This is a genomic window from Shouchella oshimensis (genome assembly GCF_004375095.1).
GTDB lineage: Bacteria > Bacillota > Bacilli > Bacillales > Bacillaceae_D > Shouchella > Shouchella oshimensis.
On the sequence record NZ_SNUX01000001.1, the window covers coordinates 1,025,420 to 1,047,098 of the forward strand.

The following is a 21,679-nucleotide window of genomic DNA, read 5'->3' on the forward strand; positions in this document are numbered from 1 at the left end:
ACAATAATTCTTAAGATGCTTGTTCTACCGCAAGCTCAATCGCTCGATTCAATTGTGCATCATTCTCAACGTCTCTAATGTGCGCTTGTATTTCTTCTTGAATCTTTTGTGCGGTTTCTTCATCTAATTGACCGGTTTCATCTAAATCGTGCTCTTCTTGAAATTCTCTTATTGCCGATTCTGTTTGTTCATCAAAGTACCCATCAGTACGATCAATCGAATAATCAAGGCCTTCTAGCATACTTTGTGCACGTGCTATTTGATCAGATACCTGATCTCTTTCGTAAGGTTCTTCAATGGAAAGAGCTACAGCATAAAAGTACTCAGGCTGATCTACCTCTACAGTAGGCTCAACTCCCTCATGATCAATGGTGTTGCCTCCAGCTGTCAACCAGCGATCGGTAGTAATCTTTAAAGCACTGCCATCCGTCATACGAATTGACTTTTGAACAGTTCCTTTACCAAACGTCGTTTTCCCAACAAGATCATAGTCCCCAGATTCTTTTAAAGCAGCAGCTAAAATTTCAGAAGCCGATGCACTACTTTCATTAATTAATCCGACAATCGGGTAAGGCTTTCGTTCATCTAAACTTGATTCATAACTTTCAATACTTCCGTTACTATGCTCAATTTGAACAATTGGCTTATTATCTGGAATAAGTAAATTACCAATATTTTGCGCTCCATCTAAATATCCACCTGGATTACGACGAACATCTACAATGAGTCCATCAATCCCATCTTCTTCTAATTCCTGTAGCAATTCTTCAAATTGAATTCCTACATCTTCAGAAAATGACGTAATCTCAAGACGCCCGATCAGTTGACCATCCACTTCAAAGGTATCCGCTCGAACTGCATCCACTTGAATACGATCACGCTCAATGGTTACATCAAATGGCTCATTTTGTTCTCCACGTTGAATGGTTAATGTAACTTCTGTACCGCCTTCTCCACGAATTAATTGAACCGCTTCATTAACTGAATAACCTTCTATTGATTCGCCATCAATTTCTAAGATCGCATCGTTTGGCAATAAGCCCGCTCGTTCAGCTGGAGATTCTCTCATCGGGCTAATAATAGAAACATAGCCATCCACCATACCTACTTCTGCACCAATACCCTCAAAATGAGAGCTTAACGATTCTTGAAAGCTTGCCGCAGATTGAACGTCCATATAGTCTGAAAAGGGATCCTCTAACGTTTCCACCATACCATTAATAGCGCCTTCGATAAGCTTTGTTCGTTCTACTTCAGACACATAATTATTTTCAATTGTTGTTAGTGCTGTCTCAAATTTTTCAATCAACTCATCGTCATCTAAAATGACATCTGGCACATCAGAATCATCTGCATTTGTCGCAGGCGGTGATTCATTCGCCCCGCCTAATTGGATTCCATCATTTATAAAAAAGATAGCAGCCACAGCAATAATCACCATTACCGATAACGTAAAAAACAACTGCTTTAATTTCAAAACACTTCACCACTCCCAATGAGTTAGACATCCAGTTCTCAACTAATACTTTTATTCTAAGTTGTTCAATCATTATTGTCAAAACACGTTTGTCTTAATTTTGTCAAAACATTTAAAAATAGCGTCCATCGAAACGGACGCTATTTGTGTTTTATATATAATTCAGTGGATCAACTGCATTTGTTCGTGACCAGTTGAACGCTCCTTTATGCACTTCAAAATGTAAATGAGCGCCAAATGAATTCCCTGTATTCCCCATTGTTCCAAGTTGTGTACCTTGTCCAACACGTTGTCCTGCACTTACGTCAATTCGATCTAAGTGTGCATACACAGTAGTGTATTGTTGGCCATTCATTTGATGAGTCACAAGAACCCAGTTTCCAAAGCCGCCACTATGGTAGCCAGCTTCAACAACAGTTCCGTCTAGAACAGAAACAATTGGTACATCTCCACTCCGACCGTTTTTACCAATATCAATACCCCAGTGCATTCTTCCGCCACGCATACCGTATTGAGATGTTACCGAACCTGTCGCTGGACGAATAAACGATGAAGAGTTATTCGACGCTGGAGCAGCATTCTGAACGTTATTGCTTCCGCTAGATGAAGGAGTTGCTTCTCTGCTACTTGGCTCACTTGCTGCTGAAGTCGCAGCTTTTGCTGGCTCTGAAGCCGTCTCTACCTGTGCTGCTTCAGCTGCTTGTTTTGCTTCGCGTTCTTGTTTTGCTTCACGTTCTTGTCTTTCTTTCTCTTCTTGCTTACGACGTTCTTCTTCTTCTCGTGCTTTTTTCTGCTCTTCTTCCCATGCTGCTAGTTCTGCTTCAAGGGCATTTTCTTGTCCTTTAAGTAACTCTTCGTCAGAAATAATCGCATTCAGTTCTTCCTGAAGCTGTGTTTCTTTTTCGTTTAAATCATCTTGAAGACTATTTAATTCGTTCTTTTGAGCATCAAGCTCGTCTTTAATGGTTACTAAAGCCGCTTTGTTCTCTTCTACTTTCGCTTTCTTCTCTTCTACCTCTTGCTTTGCTTTATGTAGACGCTCTTCATCAGCAATATGTTCATCTAGTAACTCTTGGTCACTTTGAGCAATTGTTGTAATAGCACTTAACCGTTCAATAAAGTCACCAAAGCTTTGAGCACCTAGAAGCACCTCTAAATAGCTTACTTCTCCATCAGACTCATACGTCGCAACGGCACGTTCCTGTAAAATCGCTCTTCGCTCTTCAATACGTTCTTCAATAATGACTATTTCTTCTTCCAAAGCTTTAATCTCTGTTCCAAGCTGAACAAGCTCTTCTTCTGTTTCTTTTAATTTTTGCTCGTTTTCTTGTTGCTTCGCAGTTAATGCTTCGATTTCTGTTGAAAGAGCACTTAGCTCGCTTTCAAGCTCGGTAATTTCAGAGCGTGTTTCATTTGCAGAATCTTGCTTTGATACTTGTTGTTCACGAACTTGATCTAATTTTGTCTGAATTTCAGTGTTTGCCATCGCTGGCTGCATTCCTGTAAATAGGAGAGCTACTGCCGCAGTAACTGCAACAGTTGCTCGAATTGTACGCTTTTTCAACCTTATTTCCCCCTTGAATTCTAAACCAATTATACTTTTAAGAATTTACGAACAGACATGACGCTTCCCCATATACCAACGCCAAGTCCTAAAATAACTAATAGACTGGAAAGCTGTATGATTAATAGATTAGGTGCTAGCAGTTCATACGGTACACCTTGTAAAAAGCTTGCTGACTCATTATACAGATACGTGTATCCAAAACTAATGAGGAGGATTGGAATGATGCTTCCTAATAGTCCAAGTAGCATCCCTTCAATTAGAAACGGCCAACGTACGAAGCTATCCTTCGCACCTACTAACTTCATAATTTGTATTTCATTCTTTCTTGCTAAAATGGTCAATTTAATTGTATTTGATATTAAGAACATCGCTGTGAATAATAAGGCACCAATTACAATGGCTCCGGCTATTCTACCTGTATTGGTGATGGTAAACAGATCGGATATAATTTCTTCTCCATACGAGACGCGACCAATATAAGGGTGGTCACCTATAGATTCAGCAATCTCTTCTGTATACTGTGGTGTTGTTGCAATTATACGTAATGCATCTCGCAGCGGATTGTCATCCCGTAAACTTCCCCAGTAATCTTCTCCACCAGTGGAGGCAATTAAATTCTCAAGTCCTTCTTCTTTATCAATAAACTCTACTTCGGCTACATCGTATTCTGTTTCTACTTCTTCCATTAGCTCCGTTATTTCCGCTTCATCAGTGCCTCGTTCAATGAAGGCCCTGATCTCGACATTTTCTTCAATCGTTGACGCAATATGATTTCCGTTTAAAAAAACGATCATAAAGAATCCAACAATAACAAGCATAACGGTAACAGCGCTAATAGAAGCAAATGTCATCCAGCCACTTCGTCCAATATTTTTGAAGCCTTCACGGAGGTGGCGTTTTGGTGCATTAAACTTCATATCCGTAATTCCCCCTAGCTTCATCTCGAACGACACGACCTGCTTCAATCGCAATGACTCGACGCTTCAAAGTATTCACGATTTCTTTATTATGAGTAGCCATGATAACCGTCGTTCCTAACGCATTAACATTTTCAAGAATATCCATAATGCTCCACGCTGTATCAGGATCAAGGTTACCAGTCGGTTCATCTGCAATTAAGATGTCAGGACGATTCACAACGGCTCGCGCAATGGCAACGCGTTGTTGCTCTCCTCCTGATAGCTCACTTGGATAAAATTTGGCTTTACTTTTTATTTTCACTAAGTCTAGTACATCCATTACTTTTTGCTTTATCTTTGCTGGATCTTCTTCAATAACTTCTAAGGCAAAAGCAATATTTTCATAGACTGTCAACGATTGTAGAAGCTTGAAGTCTTGGAAAACAACACCGACTCGTCTTCTTAGGTGAGGAACTTCTTTTTGCTTTAATTGGGATAAATTCACATTGTCAATGTAAATCTCACCTTTAGAAGCCTTCTCTTCTCTGTATAACAAGCGTATAAACGTCGATTTACCAGCACCACTTGGACCAACAATGTAAACAAATTCGCCTTTATTAAACTCTATAGACATACCATTTATCGCTTTAACGCTATTTGGATACACTTTCCAAACATCGTTTAACTTAATTAAACTCACTTCATCACAACCTTTAATAAAAAATGCCAAGGTCAATTTGTATTATCAAACATTTATTGTACATATTCAGACATGCTTCGCGGTAATTATATCATTAGATCAATCTAGTAAATATTACATTTTTATTTCAGTTTGATGTTTCATGTCAAAAATGATCGGGTATACAATATGACTTTGTTGAAAAAAGGGGGTTTTTCAGGCTCAGACAACAAAAAAAGCGCTCTATTCGGAGTAACCTTACTTAACCATCCTCCGATAGCACTTTTTCAATTTCCCTACCGTTCACTTAGCCATTCAACTAGCGCTGTGCGATCTTCGTCATCCAACTTCTGAGGCGGCATAAACCCTACCCCGTTTACGATAATCGTTTCTATTTCATCAGCCGTTAAAGCAATATCTAGAAGTGGCGGACCTGATGCGCCTTGTAGGCGATCGCCATGACAGCTTATACAGCTATTTTCTTTATAAACTTCGTAGCCATCGTCGCTAAAGATCACTTCGTCGTCACCTCTGCTATCATCTTGCTTCGTGTTGTCGACTTCTGGACTACAAGCAGCTAAGAGGATGAGGCAAAGAAGAATACAGCGTACATAGTTCAAGCCCGGTCACTCCTTTCTATCACAAATAAAAAGCGCATAGACGGTGTTTGTTAGATAAGTAGTAGCAACAAGATAACAAGTGTGAGACACCTTTGTTAGCAGAAGCATTACTTTTTAAACATCCGTCCGTAGCGCTACATGACGTTTATACATTACGTGTTCGTTAATCAATTCGAATGGTTTGCCTTAAATATGCATCAATGAATGGGTCAAGTTCACCATCCATTACTGCATTCGAATTCCCATTTTCGTGATTTGTACGATGATCTTTCACCATTGAATAAGGGTGAAAAACGTATGATCGAATTTGACTTCCCCAGCCAATGTCTTTTTGCTCACCACGAATTTCTGCTAATTCACGTTCCTGTTCTTCAATCTTTAATTGATATAACTTAGCTTTCATCATTTTCATGGCTTGCTCACGGTTTTTAATCTGTGAACGTTCGCTTTGACAAGTCACTACCGTGTTTGTTGGCAAATGCGTAATACGAACTGCAGAATCTGTCGTATTGATATGCTGTCCACCGGCTCCACTTGCACGGTATGTGTCAATTTTCAAATCTTCTGTATTGAGCTCAATGTCCACTGTATCATCAAGCTCTGGCATTACTTCACACGAAACAAAGGATGTGTGTCTTCTTCCAGAAGAATCAAATGGTGAAATACGGACGAGACGATGAACACCCTTTTCTGCTTTTAAATAGCCATAAGCATTATGACCTTTAATCAATAACGTTACGCTTTTAACACCAGCTTCTTCACCAGGTAAATAATCAAGTGTTTCAACAGAATAACCCCGTTTATCTGCCCAACGTGTATACATTCGCAATAACATAGATGCCCAGTCTTGCGATTCTGTTCCACCAGCTCCTGGGTGGAGCTCCAAAATGGCATTATTTTTATCGTAAGGCTCGCTTAGTAGCAGCTGTAATTCAAACTGGTTCATCTTTTCAATTAATGCACGCACACCTTCTTCTAATTCAACAGCTAGCTCAGAGTCGCCTTCTTCTCGCACCAGTTCTAAACTAACTTCTAAATCCTCATAGGCGTCAGACATATCTTTAAACGTATGCACCTGTTCTTTTAACCCGTTTGTTTCTGAAATCACTTTCTGTGCTTCTTCTTGGCTATTCCAAAAATCAGGGTCCGTCATCTTCTCTTCTAACTCCGCAATCCGCTCTTCCTTATCTGCGACGTCAAAGAGACCCCCTAAACTCGGCTAACCGTTTCTCTAGTGCCGCTAAGTCTTGCTTAATTTCTACTAAATCCAACTCTTTCACCTCATTAGTTAATAACCTTAGCCATTCGCCCCACAGCAATTTTTATATTTCTTGCCGCTTCCACAAATACAAGGATCGTTTCGGCCAATATCTTCGCCTTTACGAACTGGTCTCTTTTTGGCTTGCTTTTGTTCATTGTTTACTGATGGTTGAACCGCCTTACCTTGAGCGACTTCTTGTCTTTGTAAGTTTTGTTGAACTTCTGCTTTCATTACGTACATAGATACTTCTTCTTCAATTTCAACGATCATGGCTTCAAACATATTAAACCCTTCAAAACGATATTCACGCAAAGGATCATTTTGACCATATGCTCGCAAATGGATACCTTGACGAAGCTGGTCCATTTGATCAATATGATTCATCCACTTACGATCAACCGTTCTCAACATAATCACTTTCTCAAATTCACGCATTTGTTCAGGCGAAACCTCAGACTCTTTTTCGTGATAAGAAGCAAGTACTCTTTCCGTTACAAGTTCAATCACTTCTTCTTGCTCAAGTCCAGTGATTTCTTTTTCAGTTAACGCACCTTCACTTAGCAATTGTCCGTTAATGTACGTCACAATGGCAGTTAAATCCCATTCTTCTTGTACGAGTGAATCTGGCGTATGCGTTTGAACAACATGAGTGACCGTTGCTTTTAACATGTTTTTCACAATCGACTGTAAGTTTTCTGATTCCAATACTTCCATACGTTGCTTGTAAATAATTTCACGCTGTTCCCGCATCACATCGTCAAACTGCAAGATTTGCTTTCGTGCGTCATAGTTATTACCTTCAACACGCTTTTGCGCAGTTTCTACCGCTCGGGAAACAAGCTTTGATTCAATTGGTTGATCCTCTTCCATTCCAAGCCGTTCCATCATATTACGCATATTATCTGAACCAAACCGCCTCATCAATTCATCTTCCATTGACAGATAGAATTGTGAAGAACCTACATCTCCTTGTCGACCTGAACGACCTCGAAGCTGATTATCAATTCGACGTGATTCGTGTCGCTCGGTTCCTAATACGTGTAAACCACCTAAATCTTTTACACCAGGCCCTAATTTAATATCCGTTCCACGACCAGCCATATTTGTTGCAATTGTTACAGCACCTTTGTGCCCTGCATTTTCTATGATTTCTGCTTCTCGCTCATGGTTTTTCGCATTTAATACATGGTGAGGAATACGTTTCTTTGTTAACATTTTAGAAACAATTTCACTTGTATCAACGTTTACTGTACCAACTAGTACAGGCTGTCCTTTTTTGTGTAATTCTGCAATTTCATTAACAACTGCATGAAACTTCGCCTGCATCGATTTGTAAATTAAATCAGAGCGATCATCACGTGCTACATCTTTATTTGTTGGAATGACCATTACATCCATCCCATAAATATTACGGAATTCTTCTTCTTCAGTTTTAGCTGTACCAGTCATCCCCGCTAGCTTTTGGTACATTCTAAAATAGTTCTGGAATGTAATAGACGCTAGGGTAATGCTTTCTTTTTGTACTTGCAAGTTTTCTTTTGCTTCTAGCGCTTGGTGAAGACCATCGCTATAACGACGCCCTTTCATTAAACGACCTGTAAACTGATCGACAATGACTACCTCGCCATCTTCAACAACGTAATCCGCATCACGATGCATTGCCACATGCGCTTTTAATGATTGATTAATGTGATGATTTAACGAAACATGTTTTTGATCATAAAGGTTGTCAATATTAAATGCACGTTCTGCTTTATTCACACCTTCATCTGTTAATTGTACGGCTTTTGTTTTTTCATCATACGTATAATCTTCATCAACTTTTAGAACTCGTACAAACGTATTTGCTTGTCCATATAGCTTAGTTTTCCGTTCGACAGAACCAGAAATAATGAGCGGCGTTCGTGCTTCATCAATTAAAATGGAGTCCACTTCATCAATTAGGGCAAAATGGAGCGGGCGCTGAACCATTTGATCTTTATATAGAACCATATTATCGCGTAGGTAATCGAATCCTAGCTCATTATTTGTACTATACGTAATATCAGCTGCATACGCCTTTTGCTTTTCTTCTCTAGAGAGACCATTTTCATTCAAGCCTACTGTTAGTCCTAAAAATTGGAATACGCGACCATAGTTTCCAAGGTCACGGCTTGCTAAGTAATTATTTACTGTCACAATATGAACACCCTTGCCAAGCAACGCTTGAACATAACAGGCAATTGTTCCTACAAGTGTTTTACCTTCACCTGTTTTCATTTCGGAGATGTTTCCCTGGTGAAGGGCAAGCGCACCAAGAAGCTGAACACGATACGGATATTCATTTAAGACTCGTTTAGCGGCCTCTCTTACTGTTGCAAGTGCAGGAACAACGACTTCATCAATGGAAATACCTTCTTCAATTTGTCGTTTGAATTCTTGTGTTTTATCTCTTAATTGTTCATCGGAAAGCTTTGCCATTTCATCCGCTAAAGCTTCGACTTGATCAATAACTTTTTCATTTTTCTTTAATTGCTTTTGAGCAGGATCGCCTACTACTTTTCGAAGTAAACCGAGCATATTCATCTTCCTCTCTTAACGGCAATACACACTACATGACTTTTTTTGGGTTTATCATACTTATATTAGCAGTTTAGACCCTGGCTTACAAGACTGCCTACTTATGTACAGCATGAAAAAGTGCCAGCACGCAGCTGACACTTTATTATTATTATGCTTCAGATTCAATTAAACCATATTTGCCGTCTTTTCGACGATAAACAACATTTGTACTACCGCTATCTGCATCTGAGAAGACAAAGAAATTATGACCAAGCAGATCCATTTGTAAAATAGCTTCTTCAGCATCCATTGGCTTTAAGTTAAAGCGCTTCGTTCGAACAACCTGCAGATCATCTTCTTCGTACTCTTCTTCAATGATCTCCTCACGAAGTGGCTCTAGTTCATTTTTGAACATATGCTTGAGGCTACCCTCTTGTCTGAACTTACGATTTACCTTTGTTTTATGCTTTCGAATTTGGCGTTCCAACTTTTCAACGACTACGTCGATTGCTGCATACATATCCGCATTTGTTTCCTCGCCTCTTAATAATAGCCTAGGCATCGGAATGGTAACCTCTATACTTGATTCGCTACTATTAATAAGTTGTAGCTTTACATTTACATCAGCCACGGGAGTTGTGTCGAAATAGCGTTCAAGCTTACCGACCTTCTTCTCTACATACTCCCTAATTGCTGGTGTTACTTCAATGTTCTCACCACGAATATTATAATGCATCGTTGAACTCCTCCTTTTCCCTTGCTTACTTCTACATTTCCCTCTAAAATCCTTCTTAAACATTAAAAATATGACAAAAAAAACAACAAAAAACTCACCCTACTACTTGTAGAGTGAGTTGAGATTAGCTATTATTCATATCCTTACAGGAATGTGAATTAAAGCTTTACTACGTTTGCAGCTTGCGGTCCGCGAGCACCTTCAACGATTTCGAATTCTACGTCTTGACCTTCATCAAGAGTTTTGAATCCATCAGAATTGATTGCAGAGAAATGTACGAATACGTCATCTCCGTCTTCACGCTCGATAAAACCAAAACCTTTTTCTGCATTAAACCATTTAACTTTTCCTTGCATGTTTCACATTCCCTTCGTTACATAAAATTCAATGTATGGTGTTATACCACAGTTTCAATATACCAGTACGATTCTTATAAGTCAAACTCTTTCTTCAAATGGCACAATAGGCATTTGTCTAATTCTGTCGATACAAAACACTCTTTTTGTTAACGCTTTCTTAAAACAGCTACTAGAATAAAAGGTTCGAGTATTTTGTGAAAATAAGAGAGAATATGAAATTTGTCGAAAATTTTTTAGAAATTTTTTAAAAGATTGCTCTAGCTGAATTAAAAATGAGTATTAACTTATTTCATTGTTAAAGAACAACAACACAAATTTCCGCAAACTTTAGAAGCAACGTTAAAAAAACGCCTTAAACCTTTACTCCAGTCAGTGAATGGAAAAGTTAACTATATAAAGCTATTTGAATTTCAAAAGTAAAACCTAGTTTCTTCATTTAACTATGAAACCTACATACACGTAGTCGATAGTAGTCTGACGAAACACCATGGTTCTATTTTCCTATTTGCATTCACGGTCAGGTTTGTTACAATATCACAAGCGCTTGTAACACAAATGTAACATTCTGTAGCGCCAACTTAAACCAACCAGGAGTAGATGACTATGTTACACAGAAACTGGCTCTATTCAAGTGTGACCTTATCAATCCTTCTTGGAGCATGTTCTATAACGGATGTTGAACAAGAGGAAACGCTCATTTTATCTGATGAGATCGAGGATAAAGAGGATCTGTTCGTTAATCAAAGTCAATCGATCATTAAAAACACGATTGACGTAGAGAAAGAACTTAAAAATTACGAAGCTACTATAAAGATAACAGACTTTATTTCTTCTCAAACAAAGCAAGTAGAGAAAGTAACAGAAGGCGCATTAGCGTACCAAAAAGAACCTGAAATTACGTATACTACCTTTTCTCGCTATGGCTTAGACCAAGAAGGAAATGAAGAAAAAGTAGAGGAATCTCTTAGTGTTTTAGCTACAGAGGCAGCCTTTTTTTCTAATTACAATGGTGAAGGCTGGGAAGAATCGAATAGCGATGTCGAGTTCAGTTCACTTTTATCGTTACATTATTCTCCTAAAGCCCAATTATCTCTTTTGCAAGGCATTTCCGAGTTTGTAAGTGTTCGTGAATACGATGATCTTTATATACTTTCTATTGAAGCAAACGGTGACGACCTTGATGACATGGCTTTACATATGGAGCTATTTGATCAGTCATTACTCGGTATTGAAGATATTCCTCAACATGAGGGCACCTTCGAAGTGTCACAGTTAGACTTCTTGCTGTTTATAAATAAAGATAGCTTTCAACTTGAAAAGTCTACGACTGTGTTTGAATTTGTTATACATGCTCCTAATGAAGAATACGCTATTCGTAAAAATGTAACGGTAACACGTCCATCTGTGAACAACCCAGAAGGCATTCAATACCCTTCTGTTCATTAGCAGATATCTAAAAAAGCCCTCACTTGATTGGTGAGAGGCTTTATTTTTTATAGATTGAAGCAAAGGTATTACGTAGAAGTCTTATCTAAAAACACACCAGCTTGTGTTGATGCATAGGTACGCTGATATTTATGCCGTCCGTCTTTCTGTTTCGTAAATCGTTGAATATCTTGTTTAATTTCTGTTCTCTGTGTACCAAGGAATTCATTTATCTGTTTTTCTTCATCTTGCAGAAATCCACTTTTTATCTCATCAATAGAAAGATGCTCAATCAGTTGCTGTCGCTCATTCAATAACTGCATTACTTGATCAATATAGGCATCTCTTTGATCGTCTTCAGACGGTAGTCCTGTCTCAAGGTGAGTAAGAAGAGTCTTTGTTATAAGAGACAAAGGATTTGGCGTGACTGTCATTACGTCGCAACCCCACCAAAACGATTCTGACGATCCAATTTAATGACTTCTTTCCACGTATCTCTAAATTCCACAACGTAACCTTGTGCCTCTTGTAAGGCTGTAAGGTCACTTTTGATGTTGGCTTCAATTAATTGATAATGAATGTATTCGTACATTCTCATCATATTTTCACCAACTTCGGTATCGGTCTTCAACGTAATCATTAACTCTTTTATAATGGCCTCTGCTTTTGTTAACGCTTCGTTTTTTTGTTGAAAATGACTCTCCTTAATGGCATTTTCTGCAACTCGTAGCTGCTTAAGGCAACCATTGTACAACATAAGTGTTAACTCGCCAGGCGAGGCTGTTTGTACAGATTGCTGTTTATAGGCTGCTTGCTTGAGCATGTGCTGCCTCCCTTAATTATATAATAGATTAAATAAAGATTCACTTTGCTGGTTAGCCATTTGCATCGCTCGTTCCATTGCAGTAAATTGTCTCCAATACCTCGCCTCTTTTTGTTCAAGCCTCCGCTCAAAGTTACTGAGCTGCTGGTCAATGGTACGTGTCTGTTGGCCGATTGTAAATTGATGAAGCTCATGAAACCCTTCTGACCCTCCAGCTCTTCTTGCAATGGAGGACATTGAGCGTTGTAAATCCCGACGCATGGATTGTGCTAACCCTTCCGTTTCTTGATTTCCGTTGAACAATGTAAAGATAGCTTCTGGATCCGTTTCAATCGCTTTCCTTAACTTATCTTCATCAATTTCTAGCTTCCCACCGTCAGCATAATCTCTAGTAGTTGTAATGCCAATTTGCGATAGATGAGTGAATGCGCCTCCTGTTAAAATCGGTTTATACAGGCTACTTCTTAATTGATTTAAACTCGTTTGAACGAGTGAATCATTCCGTAATAAACCACTTTGTGCTCGTTCATCCCATCGTTTTGCTTCTGCCTCTGACAATCCATCTCTCTCTTCGTCCGTTAATGGATCGTAATCACGGTAATAGCGCTCATTTACTTTACCATTCATAAAATCAATTAACTCATTATACTCATTAACAAACGACGTAATGGTTTTATAGATTGAATCTACATCCGTAGAAGCTGCCAGCGTGATTGCTTGATTCGTTGTATCTTTTAACGTAATTGTCATACCACTAACTGAAAAGGTGTTCTCTCTTCTTTCTGTTTCAAGTCCGTTAATGGTAAATTGAGCATTTTGCCCATTTTTGACTTCATTCAAACCAAAAGTAGACGTAAACAAGCTACCTTCAAACGTAAATTCCTTCTCTTCTCGATTAAATGTTCCAGTACTTTTATTCGTCAGTACAAATGTCTTCTGGTGTTCATCAAAAAAAGCAGTAACATTCGCTTTAGACTGATTCATTGCCGTTACAACAGATTGAATAGAATCATTCTCACTAAAATAAAAAGACGTGGTTTGATAGTCTCCGCTCTCATTGGTCATAAGGGATAGAGAGTTAAATGTGAAGCGCTGAGCCTTTTCTTCATCTTCCACCCCAGCTATATACTCTACTTGCACTTGGGATGAGAGTGTTACATCTTCATGAAAGGTAAGCCTTCCAGCATCGTCCATTGCTACTTGGTTTCGTGCCAATTCACCAGCTTGATCACTGACAATTTCATATGCCTGTCCTTGAATCAGAATGTGCTTTACACCTTCTGCTAATGGTTCTTTAAGCTTAATGGAATGGTTTTTGTCAACTTGTACGGCTTCTCTCGTCCGCTTACCAACTACCCATTCCATCTCGTTTGTTGCAATATCTTTTAATAACGTTCTACTCGTTACTGAATCAGATTGTCCATTTGTTTTTGAGATGGTGCTACCAATAGCGGTAGTTGCTGTTGCCAATTGTTTTACTTCATTAATGGTAAAACTCGTATTTCCTACATTTGAAGAAGCTGTCGCTGATATAATCGACTCATTGGAAGATACCACAGATCTTCTCTGCATAGAAGACGCACGCATAATAGAATCGAACATGGACGTATGGAGGGCACGAAGTTTTAAATTCATTTCCCGATATTGATCCATTTTCCAGCCTAGTTCTGTTTTTTTCTTTTCTAATTTATTTACTGGCATTCGTTCTGCCTTCATGAGATCTTTCATCATCTGATCAATATCAAGACCAGAAGATAACCCTGATAATCGCATATGGTTCACCTCTTTTTATACTTGCCGATCAATAATTAACCCAGCAGATTTCATCATTGACGCGAGTAAATCTAGTAGTTGCTCTGGAGGAACCTCTCTAACAACTTCATCTGTATCCGAATCAATTACTTTCACATAGACTCGATCTAAATCAGTATGAACATGAAAAGATAATGCTCGTTTGATTGGTTTGTTACTCACAACCATGTGTTTTTCATCATGGAAGGGTTCTTGTTGCCTTGGTTCTTGTATAGTCTGCTTAAACGTATTGCTTTCTAAAAAACGATTTACACTAGCTGGTTGGATCTCCATTGACATGACCACGCCACCTTAAAAAAGAAATGTAAAAAGCTACTACGAATCTTTCTCATGCTCAAACAATGACTTTATTGTATCAACTGTTACAGATTGAACAGCTTGCTTATTCTCGTTTTCAATGACCTCAACTATTTCTTTCCGAAATATGTCAATTGACTTCGGTGCTTGGATACCGATTTTGACCTGATCCCCGTTTACCTCTAAGATCGTCAACTCAATTTGATCCCCAATACAAATGGATTCCGTTACCTTTCTTGATAACACAAGCATTTAAGCGCCCCCCTTTGTGGAGAGTAATGCTTTCGAAGAATACGGTTGTCCTTCTTGGACAAGTTGTTTTCCTTTATTATTCCGTGTATTAATGATAATTGGTGCGTTTAGATTCGCCGTTGATTGTGAAAACGGTTGTTGGATTGTAATGATAACAAAAAGCGCAACATCTGTAGGCTGTGTTACCTCTAGCAGTTGAACCGTATTTGCATCAAGATCGATGTGATAATCTTTCCAAATTGAAAAAGGGTTCAAGCAAACAAAAGCAACATGCTTATGCACAATCGATTGTAGAAGATAAAATTCGCTTTCTGGAAAAGGAAGTAGCGCAAATTCTTTTTCTTCTGGAAATCCTGGAATACCTAAAGAAAACTGAAGTTTGTTTCCATCCTCTACTTCAATTGTTCCTAAATAATTTGTTTCAAGTTGCATAAAAACCACCTATCTTAAAAAGTCTAATAATGATGGCTGCAACACTCTGGCACTTGCAGCTAGAGCAGCGGAATGAATTGTTTCAGCCACAAGCAACTTCATTACAGTCTCTTCAAAATCAACATCTTCATTCTCAGACTTAATTTTCTCTAACAAAAATTGCTGTGTATTCAAACGATCTTCTATTAAATCAACGCGATTCATTCTGGCACCCAATTGACCATTTACATCAGCAGTCACTCGTAAATGATTGTCTGCTTTCCCTACAAACGTATCTAAGTCTTCTGCTGTTATGTTTGGATCAAGCAACGCTTTTTGAAACTCAAATAAATCACTAAAAAAATCAGTTGTAAACAAGCGGTGGGCATCTGCCCCAACTGTTATGTGGATTCCTTGCTGCAATTCAAGTTCATATGCAGAAGTGGCGAATTGATTGTTCATCATACGGACATCTTCAGGTTGAATAACCTCGTCTCCAGCAAACAGTTGACCATCGTTAAAGGTTACCTGCTGTCCATTTTCATTTTCAAACAAGCCATTTCCTTCATAGCTGTACGTTTCACCATTGTAAAAAAGGACCGTATGCTCGTTAAAATCTTGCTCTGTTACTTGCGCTGGATTTAATGTTTTTATAGGTGGAACATTGCTTAACTCACCGTTAAAGATGTATTTTCCTGCGGTGTTTGTATTGGCAATCGTGACTAAATGGTTTGTTAATTGCTCTACTTCTTGAGCAATGCTTTTCCGCTCATCAGCACCGAAAGTATCTGTTGATGCTTTCACAGCTAATTCGCGTATTCTTGTAATGATTTGACTCGTCTCTCGTAACGATGCATCACTCTGATCCAATCGATTGTGTGCTTCACTTAAGTTACGTTGATATTGATTTAATTGACCAATTGATTCTCGATACTGCATTGATTTTCCAGCTATTACTGGATCTTGAGAGAAACGAGAGATTTTCTTTTGTGTGCTCATTTGTTCTTGTAAAGTGGATAAACGTTGATAACTCGCTTGTGAATAGTGTAATGTATTTGCCGTTAACATTGATTGAGTTACTCTCATGAACTCCATTCCTTTCTTTTATCGTCCGACGATTCCCATTCCATTAATGACCGTGTTTAGCATTTCATCCATGGCAGTCATCACACGAGCAGCTGCGTTATAAGAGTGCTGGAACTGTACCAACATCGTCAATTCTTCATCTAATGATACTCCACTAATTGACATTCGGTTTCCATCAATATTACGCAACCTTGTAAGAGCAGCGTCAGTTTTCCGCTGCATGCTTTGCGCTTCTACCCCTAGCTGTCCCATCATTTGCTGATACTCTTTTGTAACAGATCCATCTTTTTGACTAAGGTTTGCTACAGCTTGTGCCGTTTCTTTGCTTACAGTGAACTGGCTTGGGTCTGCTTTAATAGACTCTGATACCCTACCAGTAGAAACATCAAAGAAATTAGGTACTAGCTCATTTACTTCACTCATTAATTGTTGTTTAAGTTGGCCTACTTGATTTATAGCTTTTGCAACATGAGACATCGAAGCATCAATTCCGATTAGTTTCCCGCTCATCACTTCACTATAAGACTGGTCATTAACAAGTAAGTGGCTTACGCCATCTTCTTGTTCAACCGTAAAACTCATTGGTGAAAACGATTCATCACTACTATCTACTAGAACAATGTCGCTGTTTAACATTTTAATGTTATAACTACCTTCTTGACCTTTATGTGCACTTGTACGTTCTACTTCAATAGGTAATAGAATGGCTAGTTCATCTATTAAACGATCCTGTTGATCATATAATTCATTCGCCGCTTGACCACTCTCTTCAATTTTTTGAATTGCTCGGTTATTAATAGCAATTTGTTCAAGCAAATCATTAATTGTAGCTTCTGTTCCTTCACGCTCTTTTTCAAGCAGGCTCATTTCAGACTGAAACGCTTTTTCAAGAGACTCTAGAGTATCCATAACCGCTTCAGACTGTTCAATTAAAACAGCTTGATTGTCTTGACCAGCTGCCAGTTCCCTCCAACCATTAAAGAAATCATTGAATTGACTAGAGAGGCCACCTAAGTCACCGTCATTAAGAGGACCTTCATTAAATAGATCTTCTAAGCGTGCAAACGTACGACTTTGAACAGCTGTATAACCTGATACATGAGCTTCTAGTTGAAATTGTTTGTCTAAAAATTGATCACGAACTCTTTGAATACGATCAATTCCAACTCCTGTACCAACCCTTCCTTCCATAACTGGTCGACCAAAAGGACCCGTCCCGGGGTAGCCAGGGGTTGATTGCATACTTACTCGCTGTCTTGTATAACCATCTGTACCTGCGTTTGCAATGTTATTTCCGACCGTTTGCAAAGCTGCTTGATTAGCGGCAACTGCTCGCCTCATCGTTTCCATACCTAAAAAAGTTGACAACGTTACACCTCCTATACTTGTGAATCAAAAATGGATAATTTTCCAGACTTTGATTTTGCTTCTTTTGTGTAAACTGAACGATCTGTTTGAAATAATTGTAGTGACCCTTTTACAAATGAAAGTGAATCCTTTATCAACAAGGTATTTCGTTCATTTCTGTGCTTCAGTTCCATAACGGATCGTAACAATTGTTCTTTTAATGAGGAAAGATGATCAGCTGAAAAATCAATGCTTCCCTTCATTTTGTTCTCCAAACCATTTGCTTTGGAAACGAGAGCCGATTCTTTTCGAACAATCCCTTGTAGATCTTCAAGGTGGTTTTCGATTAGAGCATTCTCCTTTTGTTTCGCTAGTTCAATTAATGCCTCTTGTACTTCAATCATCTGGTGGATTAACGCTTCGCTCATTTAATGACTCCGCTTTCTTTCCATGCAGCCATAATGGCTTGTGCTGTTTTTTCTGGTTGAAACACATAGGTACCTTCTTCAATTTGTTGCTTCAACTCTTGTAATCGCTCTTCTTTCACTTTGCTAGTCTGAGCATTTAACTCTAGAGCCTCTTTTGATATTTCGACTTTATCTTTTTTATCTTCTTGTACAATTGGTGATTGTACTTGAGTCTTATACAACTTGTTTGCTTGAATGTATTGAGAAGAATGAATTTTCATTGTTGAAGAGCCTCCTTTATCGATTCTTCTTTAGAGTATATGTGAGCGATTGATTGTCATCCTGTTCTCTTACTAATGTAACCTTATCATTCTTTCCTTCTTCATAATGAGATAATTCTCCATTTAACTCGTTTACACACGAATGACAAAAGCGAGTCTCTTGTGTTGGCTTTTGACATCTTTCGCAAAAGTGTTCTAAGTGAGGGAACTGAGACAGTTTAAGCCTTCCAGAACGGATAAGTGATTGTAAAAACTTAAATGGTATCTTTGTGTTGTCCATTAACATTTGTTGTGTAACCATAGTGTCCTCGTATTCTTTCAAATACGTACGAATCGTTTTTAACCATTGCTCTTCTTCCATTTGACATTTCTTACACGTTGGTTGATGCACCTTAACAAACAATCCTCCACAATGTCGACAATTCGCAAGCTGTTGCACGTTTAATCCCCTACCCTTTTATCGCTCTAGCAACTGTTAATGACGAAACACGTTCTGCTCCTGCTTCGAGCAATGTCTTTGCAGCCATTCGCACAGTTACGCCTGTAGTATATATATCGTCTATTATTAAATATTTTTTACCCTTAATAAACGACTTTTCTTCTTCTACAAGATTAAACGGATTTTGCTTCACTAAACTAATTCTCTCATACCGGGTCTTTTTGCTCTGTTTTCGATCATCTTTTCCTATATTACGGGTTAAACACTGATGAATTCCCATACCCTTTATAAGTTCATCAGCCTGATTAAATCCCCGTTCTTCCACCCTTTTCTCTGAAAGAGGAATGGTCGTAACAACATAATCGTTGAAGTGATCGCAAATAACTGCTTGCAACGAAAATGTGAAGATATGCCCAATTGCTACGTCTCCCCGATATTTATAGTGCGAAAGCAAGGTTTTCAAAAAATCATTATATTCATATAGGGAAATATTTTTATCGAGGTAATCCACAGCTAAAAGCTTTCTCCACCTGATGCAATCTCCACACTCTTGTTCAATAAAAGGACCAAATCGCTTTGGCTTACGGCATCGTTTACATCCATTACAATGAATAAGCTGTTTTCTACACGCTTCACAAACACTCTTTTTCTTAAGCGTAAAAAGAGAATGAACAGATATTTCCTGAAAAAAAGTCCGCTGACAAACAACGCAGTTGCTCATAGCATTCCTTCTTTATTCATTTTATCAATATGGTACTTTGCTTTTAACATGGAAGCAGTTATTCCGTAATGCCAGTAAAGAATATCACCATCTGGAAACTCTTGTTTCCTACCGACTCTTCCTGCTATTTGCACAAGGCACGCCTCATCAAATATTGGTTGCTCAGCACCAAGTACGGCTACTTGCAAATTTTCAACGGTAACCCCTCTTTCTAATATTGTCGTTGTTAATAGCAAAGAAAGACGCTTTTGTTTAAATGCTTGAATGACTGGATGTCGATTTGGTGCTTCAGAGTAAACGGAACCATGATCAAGCTCAAGCTCATTTAATATCATGGAACATGTCTTCAATGTTTGAATAGAAGGGAAAAAGATTAATCGTGGCTTGTCTGTATGGAGTTGGATCCACCGCATCATTTTTTCCGGTAGTGTTCCTTTTTGAAGATGTCGATTCCAGTTTCCAATCCATTGAAAAGCTGGCAAAGGAATGGGCTTCCCATGAAATCGTCGTGGAATTTTCGTTACTATAAGATTGGGCGTGTTTCTCAACTTTACGGAAGGTGTTGCACTTAAAAAAATCGTGGTAGCTTGAGGTTTTTTTGCTCGCATACTTGCGTATTGTAAGGAAGCATCATACGTGTAGGGAAATGCATCCACTTCATCAATGACGAGAACATCAAAAGCATGAGAATAGCGAATAAGCTGATGAGTTGTTGCCAGCACTAGCTGGGCAAGTGAGTTCTTATCACGACTACCGCCATAGAGACTGGCTTGGCTAACTGTAGGAAACGCATATTTTAAACGAGGACTTAATTCTTTCACAACATCTGTTCTAGGCGTGGCAATACCTATTCGAAAACCTAATTCAATGCTTTTTTCAATCATTGGAAAGAGAATTTCCGTTTTACCAGCACCACAGACTGCCCAAATAAGATGCGCTTGATTTCTTTGTTCAACTGCTACTACAAGCTGATTGCTGGCTTTTTTTTGGTAAAGAGAAAGTTCTCCTTCCCATTGACAAGTGGTTTCTTTTCGTTTGTATTGAAGAGAATCTCCAGTCCAAACAAGAAACTGTTTACAGGAAGAAGCCTTTCCCATTTGAATACAGTGTCGACAATACGTACAGGTAGTTTCACAATGATAACAAAAATGACTATAAAAAAGGGACGGCTTATCATTTCCACACCGTACACATTTCCAGATACCCTTCTTATATACTAAAACAGGTTCTGAATGCACGAGCTGCTTCTGTTTTGATTGAAGCAATAATTCAGCCGAAAAAGGCCATTCACTAGACAGCATACAACGATGATGCAACCAATGCTGGATCTTTTTAACGTCTTTCTTGTTCAACAACATACCTCCCTGTATTGAATTAACACCAACCAATCCCTAAACTACTCGGTCCTAAATGAGTCCCAATGACTGGACCAAAATAGCTAATTTCTACATTCGCTTCAGGATAAGCGTCTTGAATTTTTACTTTTAGGTTTTCCGCTCCTTCTGGGCGATTAGCATGAATAACTGCGATTTCATTCACATGACCATTCTTCAAGTCATCGAATAATAGATCAAGCATGCGGTTAAGCGCTTTTTTCTCTGTTCTCACTTTTTCAAACGGCATAATTTGACCTTCTTCAAAATGAAGAATCGGCTTTATTTGTAACAAACTTCCAAAAACGGCTTGAGCTCCGCTTAAACGCCCTCCACGTCTCAAATGGTTTAAATCATGAACCATAAAGTAGGCACGAACTTGTTGTTTTTGCTTTTCTAAATATGTAAGTATATCTGCACCACTACTTCCTTCAAGAGCTAATTTAGCTGCAGAGCGAACATAAAACCCTTGTGGAGAACAGCTTATTTCCGAGTCAAATCCATATACGTTTAACTTCTCTTTCATTTCCCCTGCAGATAAAGCGGTTTGAAGCGTTCCACTTATTTTCGCTGAGAGATGAATACAAACGACGTCTGTATAACCTTCTTGCTCAAGACGATCAAATAACTCAACAAACTCTCCTATCGCTGGCTGAGAAGTTGTTGGTAACGCTTCCTCTTCCTCAAGCTTTTGATAGAAAGCCTCCGTCGTTAGATCCATTCCTTCTCTATAAGTGCCATCTGAAAAATTAACACTTAAAGGAATTGTATTGATCTTCAGTTCTTCAATCGTCTTTTTTGCTAGGTAGGCTGTTGTATCAGTAATTACCGCGGTTTTTATCATTCGTTATTCCTCGCTTCTTTTC

General features: G+C 38.7%; 25 protein-coding genes. 1 reads left to right on the top strand and 24 read right to left on the bottom strand.

Annotated features, from left to right (window positions below):
• Positions 1-10: 10 nt before the first annotated feature.
• From E2L03_RS05365 to E2L03_RS05405, 9 genes are all read right to left on the bottom strand, one after another.
• Positions 11-1,477: a S41 family peptidase gene (locus tag E2L03_RS05365; RefSeq protein ID WP_134258666.1), complete on the bottom strand. Its 1,467-nt coding sequence runs from the start codon at positions 1,475-1,477 to the stop codon at positions 11-13.
• A 151-nt stretch (positions 1,478-1,628) separates the two neighbouring features.
• Positions 1,629-3,041: a murein hydrolase activator EnvC family protein gene (locus E2L03_RS05370; protein WP_038482655.1), complete on the bottom strand. Its 1,413-nt coding sequence runs from the start codon at positions 3,039-3,041 to the stop codon at positions 1,629-1,631.
• A gap of 29 nt (positions 3,042-3,070) precedes the next feature.
• Complete coding sequence (gene ftsX / locus E2L03_RS05375; RefSeq protein ID WP_134258667.1) at positions 3,071-3,961, bottom strand: permease-like cell division protein FtsX; 891 nt, start codon at positions 3,959-3,961, stop codon at positions 3,071-3,073.
• Positions 3,951-4,643, bottom strand: a complete 693-nt coding sequence (ftsE, locus tag E2L03_RS05380) for a cell division ATP-binding protein FtsE (RefSeq protein ID WP_038482661.1) — start codon at positions 4,641-4,643, stop codon at positions 3,951-3,953. The genes ftsX and ftsE overlap by 11 nt, the downstream gene beginning before the upstream one ends.
• Before the next feature lie 275 nt (positions 4,644-4,918).
• Positions 4,919-5,242: a c-type cytochrome gene (locus E2L03_RS05385; RefSeq protein WP_134258668.1), complete on the bottom strand. Its 324-nt coding sequence runs from the start codon at positions 5,240-5,242 to the stop codon at positions 4,919-4,921.
• Between the two features lie 163 nt (positions 5,243-5,405).
• A protein-coding gene (prfB, locus tag E2L03_RS05390) for a peptide chain release factor 2 (protein ID WP_180316749.1) occupies positions 5,406-6,513 on the bottom strand; the annotation gives its coding sequence in 2 pieces (ribosomal slippage) (positions 5,406-6,440 and positions 6,442-6,513; 1,107 coding nt in all).
• A gap of 26 nt (positions 6,514-6,539) precedes the next feature.
• Complete coding sequence (gene secA / locus E2L03_RS05395) at positions 6,540-9,062, bottom strand: preprotein translocase subunit SecA (protein ID WP_134258670.1); 2,523 nt, start codon at positions 9,060-9,062, stop codon at positions 6,540-6,542.
• Positions 9,063-9,213: 151 nt separating this feature from the next.
• Positions 9,214-9,780 carry a ribosome hibernation-promoting factor, HPF/YfiA family gene (gene hpf / locus E2L03_RS05400; protein WP_035394645.1) on the bottom strand — a complete coding sequence of 189 codons (567 nt, stop codon included), beginning with the start codon at positions 9,778-9,780 and terminating at the stop codon, positions 9,214-9,216.
• A gap of 158 nt (positions 9,781-9,938) precedes the next feature.
• Positions 9,939-10,136 (bottom strand): cold shock domain-containing protein, encoded by a 198-nt coding sequence (locus tag E2L03_RS05405; RefSeq protein WP_011247912.1) that lies wholly within the window; start codon positions 10,134-10,136, stop codon positions 9,939-9,941.
• A gap of 606 nt (positions 10,137-10,742) precedes the next feature.
• Here E2L03_RS05405 and E2L03_RS05410 point away from each other — a divergent pair.
• Positions 10,743-11,585 (top strand): DUF6612 family protein, encoded by an 843-nt coding sequence (locus E2L03_RS05410; protein WP_038482665.1) that lies wholly within the window; start codon positions 10,743-10,745, stop codon positions 11,583-11,585.
• Positions 11,586-11,653: 68 nt separating this feature from the next.
• Here the strand turns inward: E2L03_RS05410 and E2L03_RS05415 are convergent, their stop codons facing one another.
• From E2L03_RS05415 to E2L03_RS05480, 15 genes are all read right to left on the bottom strand, one after another.
• Positions 11,654-11,998 carry a flagellar protein FliT gene (locus tag E2L03_RS05415; protein WP_055737537.1) on the bottom strand — a complete coding sequence of 115 codons (345 nt, stop codon included), beginning with the start codon at positions 11,996-11,998 and terminating at the stop codon, positions 11,654-11,656.
• Positions 11,998-12,387: a flagellar export chaperone FliS gene (fliS, locus tag E2L03_RS05420; RefSeq protein ID WP_055737538.1), complete on the bottom strand. Its 390-nt coding sequence runs from the start codon at positions 12,385-12,387 to the stop codon at positions 11,998-12,000. Before fliS ends, E2L03_RS05415 begins: the two co-directional genes overlap by 1 nt.
• A 12-nt stretch (positions 12,388-12,399) precedes the next feature.
• The gene (gene fliD, locus E2L03_RS05425) at positions 12,400-14,160 is read right to left on the bottom strand and encodes a flagellar filament capping protein FliD (protein WP_134258671.1); all 1,761 of its coding nucleotides are present in this window, start codon (positions 14,158-14,160) and stop codon (positions 12,400-12,402) included.
• A 15-nt stretch (positions 14,161-14,175) separates the two neighbouring features.
• Entirely contained in the window at positions 14,176-14,478 is a 303-nt protein-coding gene (locus E2L03_RS05430; RefSeq protein ID WP_038482669.1) for a flagellar protein FlaG, read from the bottom strand.
• Between the two features lie 36 nt (positions 14,479-14,514).
• A complete protein-coding gene (gene csrA / locus E2L03_RS05435; protein ID WP_038482672.1) occupies positions 14,515-14,748 on the bottom strand; it encodes a carbon storage regulator CsrA in 234 nt (77 codons plus the stop codon).
• A complete protein-coding gene (gene fliW, locus E2L03_RS05440; protein WP_055737539.1) occupies positions 14,749-15,180 on the bottom strand; it encodes a flagellar assembly protein FliW in 432 nt (143 codons plus the stop codon). It abuts the gene before it with no gap.
• Between the two features lie 9 nt (positions 15,181-15,189).
• Complete coding sequence (gene flgL / locus E2L03_RS05445) at positions 15,190-16,254, bottom strand: flagellar hook-associated protein FlgL (RefSeq protein ID WP_078440059.1); 1,065 nt, start codon at positions 16,252-16,254, stop codon at positions 15,190-15,192.
• Positions 16,255-16,263: 9 nt separating this feature from the next.
• Positions 16,264-17,613, bottom strand: coding sequence for a flagellar hook-associated protein FlgK (gene flgK / locus E2L03_RS05450; protein ID WP_134258672.1), 1,350 nt, complete (start codon positions 17,611-17,613; stop codon positions 16,264-16,266).
• An 11-nt stretch (positions 17,614-17,624) separates the two neighbouring features.
• On the bottom strand, positions 17,625-18,020 hold the full coding sequence (locus tag E2L03_RS05455; RefSeq protein ID WP_038482684.1) for a flagellar protein FlgN: 396 nt from the start codon (positions 18,018-18,020) through the stop codon (positions 17,625-17,627).
• On the bottom strand, positions 18,017-18,280 hold the full coding sequence (locus E2L03_RS05460) for a flagellar biosynthesis anti-sigma factor FlgM (RefSeq protein ID WP_134258673.1): 264 nt from the start codon (positions 18,278-18,280) through the stop codon (positions 18,017-18,019). The genes E2L03_RS05455 and E2L03_RS05460 overlap by 4 nt, the downstream gene beginning before the upstream one ends.
• Positions 18,281-18,296: 16 nt before the next feature.
• A complete protein-coding gene (locus E2L03_RS05465; protein ID WP_038482687.1) occupies positions 18,297-18,719 on the bottom strand; it encodes a hypothetical protein in 423 nt (140 codons plus the stop codon).
• A 10-nt stretch (positions 18,720-18,729) separates the two neighbouring features.
• Positions 18,730-19,182, bottom strand: coding sequence for a ComF family protein (locus E2L03_RS20235; RefSeq protein ID WP_166740189.1), 453 nt, complete (start codon positions 19,180-19,182; stop codon positions 18,730-18,732).
• Positions 19,183-19,232: 50 nt separating this feature from the next.
• A complete protein-coding gene (locus E2L03_RS20820) occupies positions 19,233-19,355 on the bottom strand; it encodes a hypothetical protein (protein ID WP_276338627.1) in 123 nt (40 codons plus the stop codon).
• A gap of 81 nt (positions 19,356-19,436) precedes the next feature.
• Complete coding sequence (locus tag E2L03_RS05475; RefSeq protein WP_166740190.1) at positions 19,437-20,792, bottom strand: ATP-dependent helicase ComFA; 1,356 nt, start codon at positions 20,790-20,792, stop codon at positions 19,437-19,439.
• Between the two features lie 22 nt (positions 20,793-20,814).
• Positions 20,815-21,654 (bottom strand): fatty acid kinase binding subunit FakB, encoded by an 840-nt coding sequence (locus E2L03_RS05480; protein WP_038486030.1) that lies wholly within the window; start codon positions 21,652-21,654, stop codon positions 20,815-20,817.
• Between the last annotated feature and the right edge of the window lie 25 nt (positions 21,655-21,679).

Excerpts from the sequence above, each read along its gene's own strand:
- ftsX (WP_134258667.1), bottom strand. The coding sequence starts at position 3,961 with ATGAAGTTTAATGCACCAAAACGCCACCTCCGTGAAGGCTTCAAAAAT.
- secA (WP_134258670.1), bottom strand. The coding sequence starts at position 9,062 with ATGCTCGGTTTACTTCGAAAAGTAGTAGGCGATCCTGCTCAAAAGCAA.
- hpf (WP_035394645.1), bottom strand. The coding sequence starts at position 9,780 with ATGCATTATAATATTCGTGGTGAGAACATTGAAGTAACACCAGCAATT.
- E2L03_RS05405 (WP_011247912.1), bottom strand. The coding sequence starts at position 10,136 with ATGCAAGGAAAAGTTAAATGGTTTAATGCAGAAAAAGGTTTTGGTTTT.
- E2L03_RS05410 (WP_038482665.1), top strand. The coding sequence starts at position 10,743 with ATGTTACACAGAAACTGGCTCTATTCAAGTGTGACCTTATCAATCCTT.
- E2L03_RS05415 (WP_055737537.1), bottom strand. The coding sequence starts at position 11,998 with ATGACAGTCACGCCAAATCCTTTGTCTCTTATAACAAAGACTCTTCTT.
- fliS (WP_055737538.1), bottom strand. The coding sequence starts at position 12,387 with ATGCTCAAGCAAGCAGCCTATAAACAGCAATCTGTACAAACAGCCTCG.
- fliD (WP_134258671.1), bottom strand. The coding sequence starts at position 14,160 with ATGCGATTATCAGGGTTATCTTCTGGTCTTGATATTGATCAGATGATG.
- E2L03_RS05430 (WP_038482669.1), bottom strand. The coding sequence starts at position 14,478 with ATGTCAATGGAGATCCAACCAGCTAGTGTAAATCGTTTTTTAGAAAGC.
- csrA (WP_038482672.1), bottom strand. The coding sequence starts at position 14,748 with ATGCTTGTGTTATCAAGAAAGGTAACGGAATCCATTTGTATTGGGGAT.
- fliW (WP_055737539.1), bottom strand. The coding sequence starts at position 15,180 with ATGCAACTTGAAACAAATTATTTAGGAACAATTGAAGTAGAGGATGGA.
- flgL (WP_078440059.1), bottom strand. The coding sequence starts at position 16,254 with ATGGAGTTCATGAGAGTAACTCAATCAATGTTAACGGCAAATACATTA.
- E2L03_RS05455 (WP_038482684.1), bottom strand. The coding sequence starts at position 18,020 with ATGAGCGAAGCGTTAATCCACCAGATGATTGAAGTACAAGAGGCATTA.
- E2L03_RS05460 (WP_134258673.1), bottom strand. The coding sequence starts at position 18,280 with ATGAAAATTCATTCTTCTCAATACATTCAAGCAAACAAGTTGTATAAG.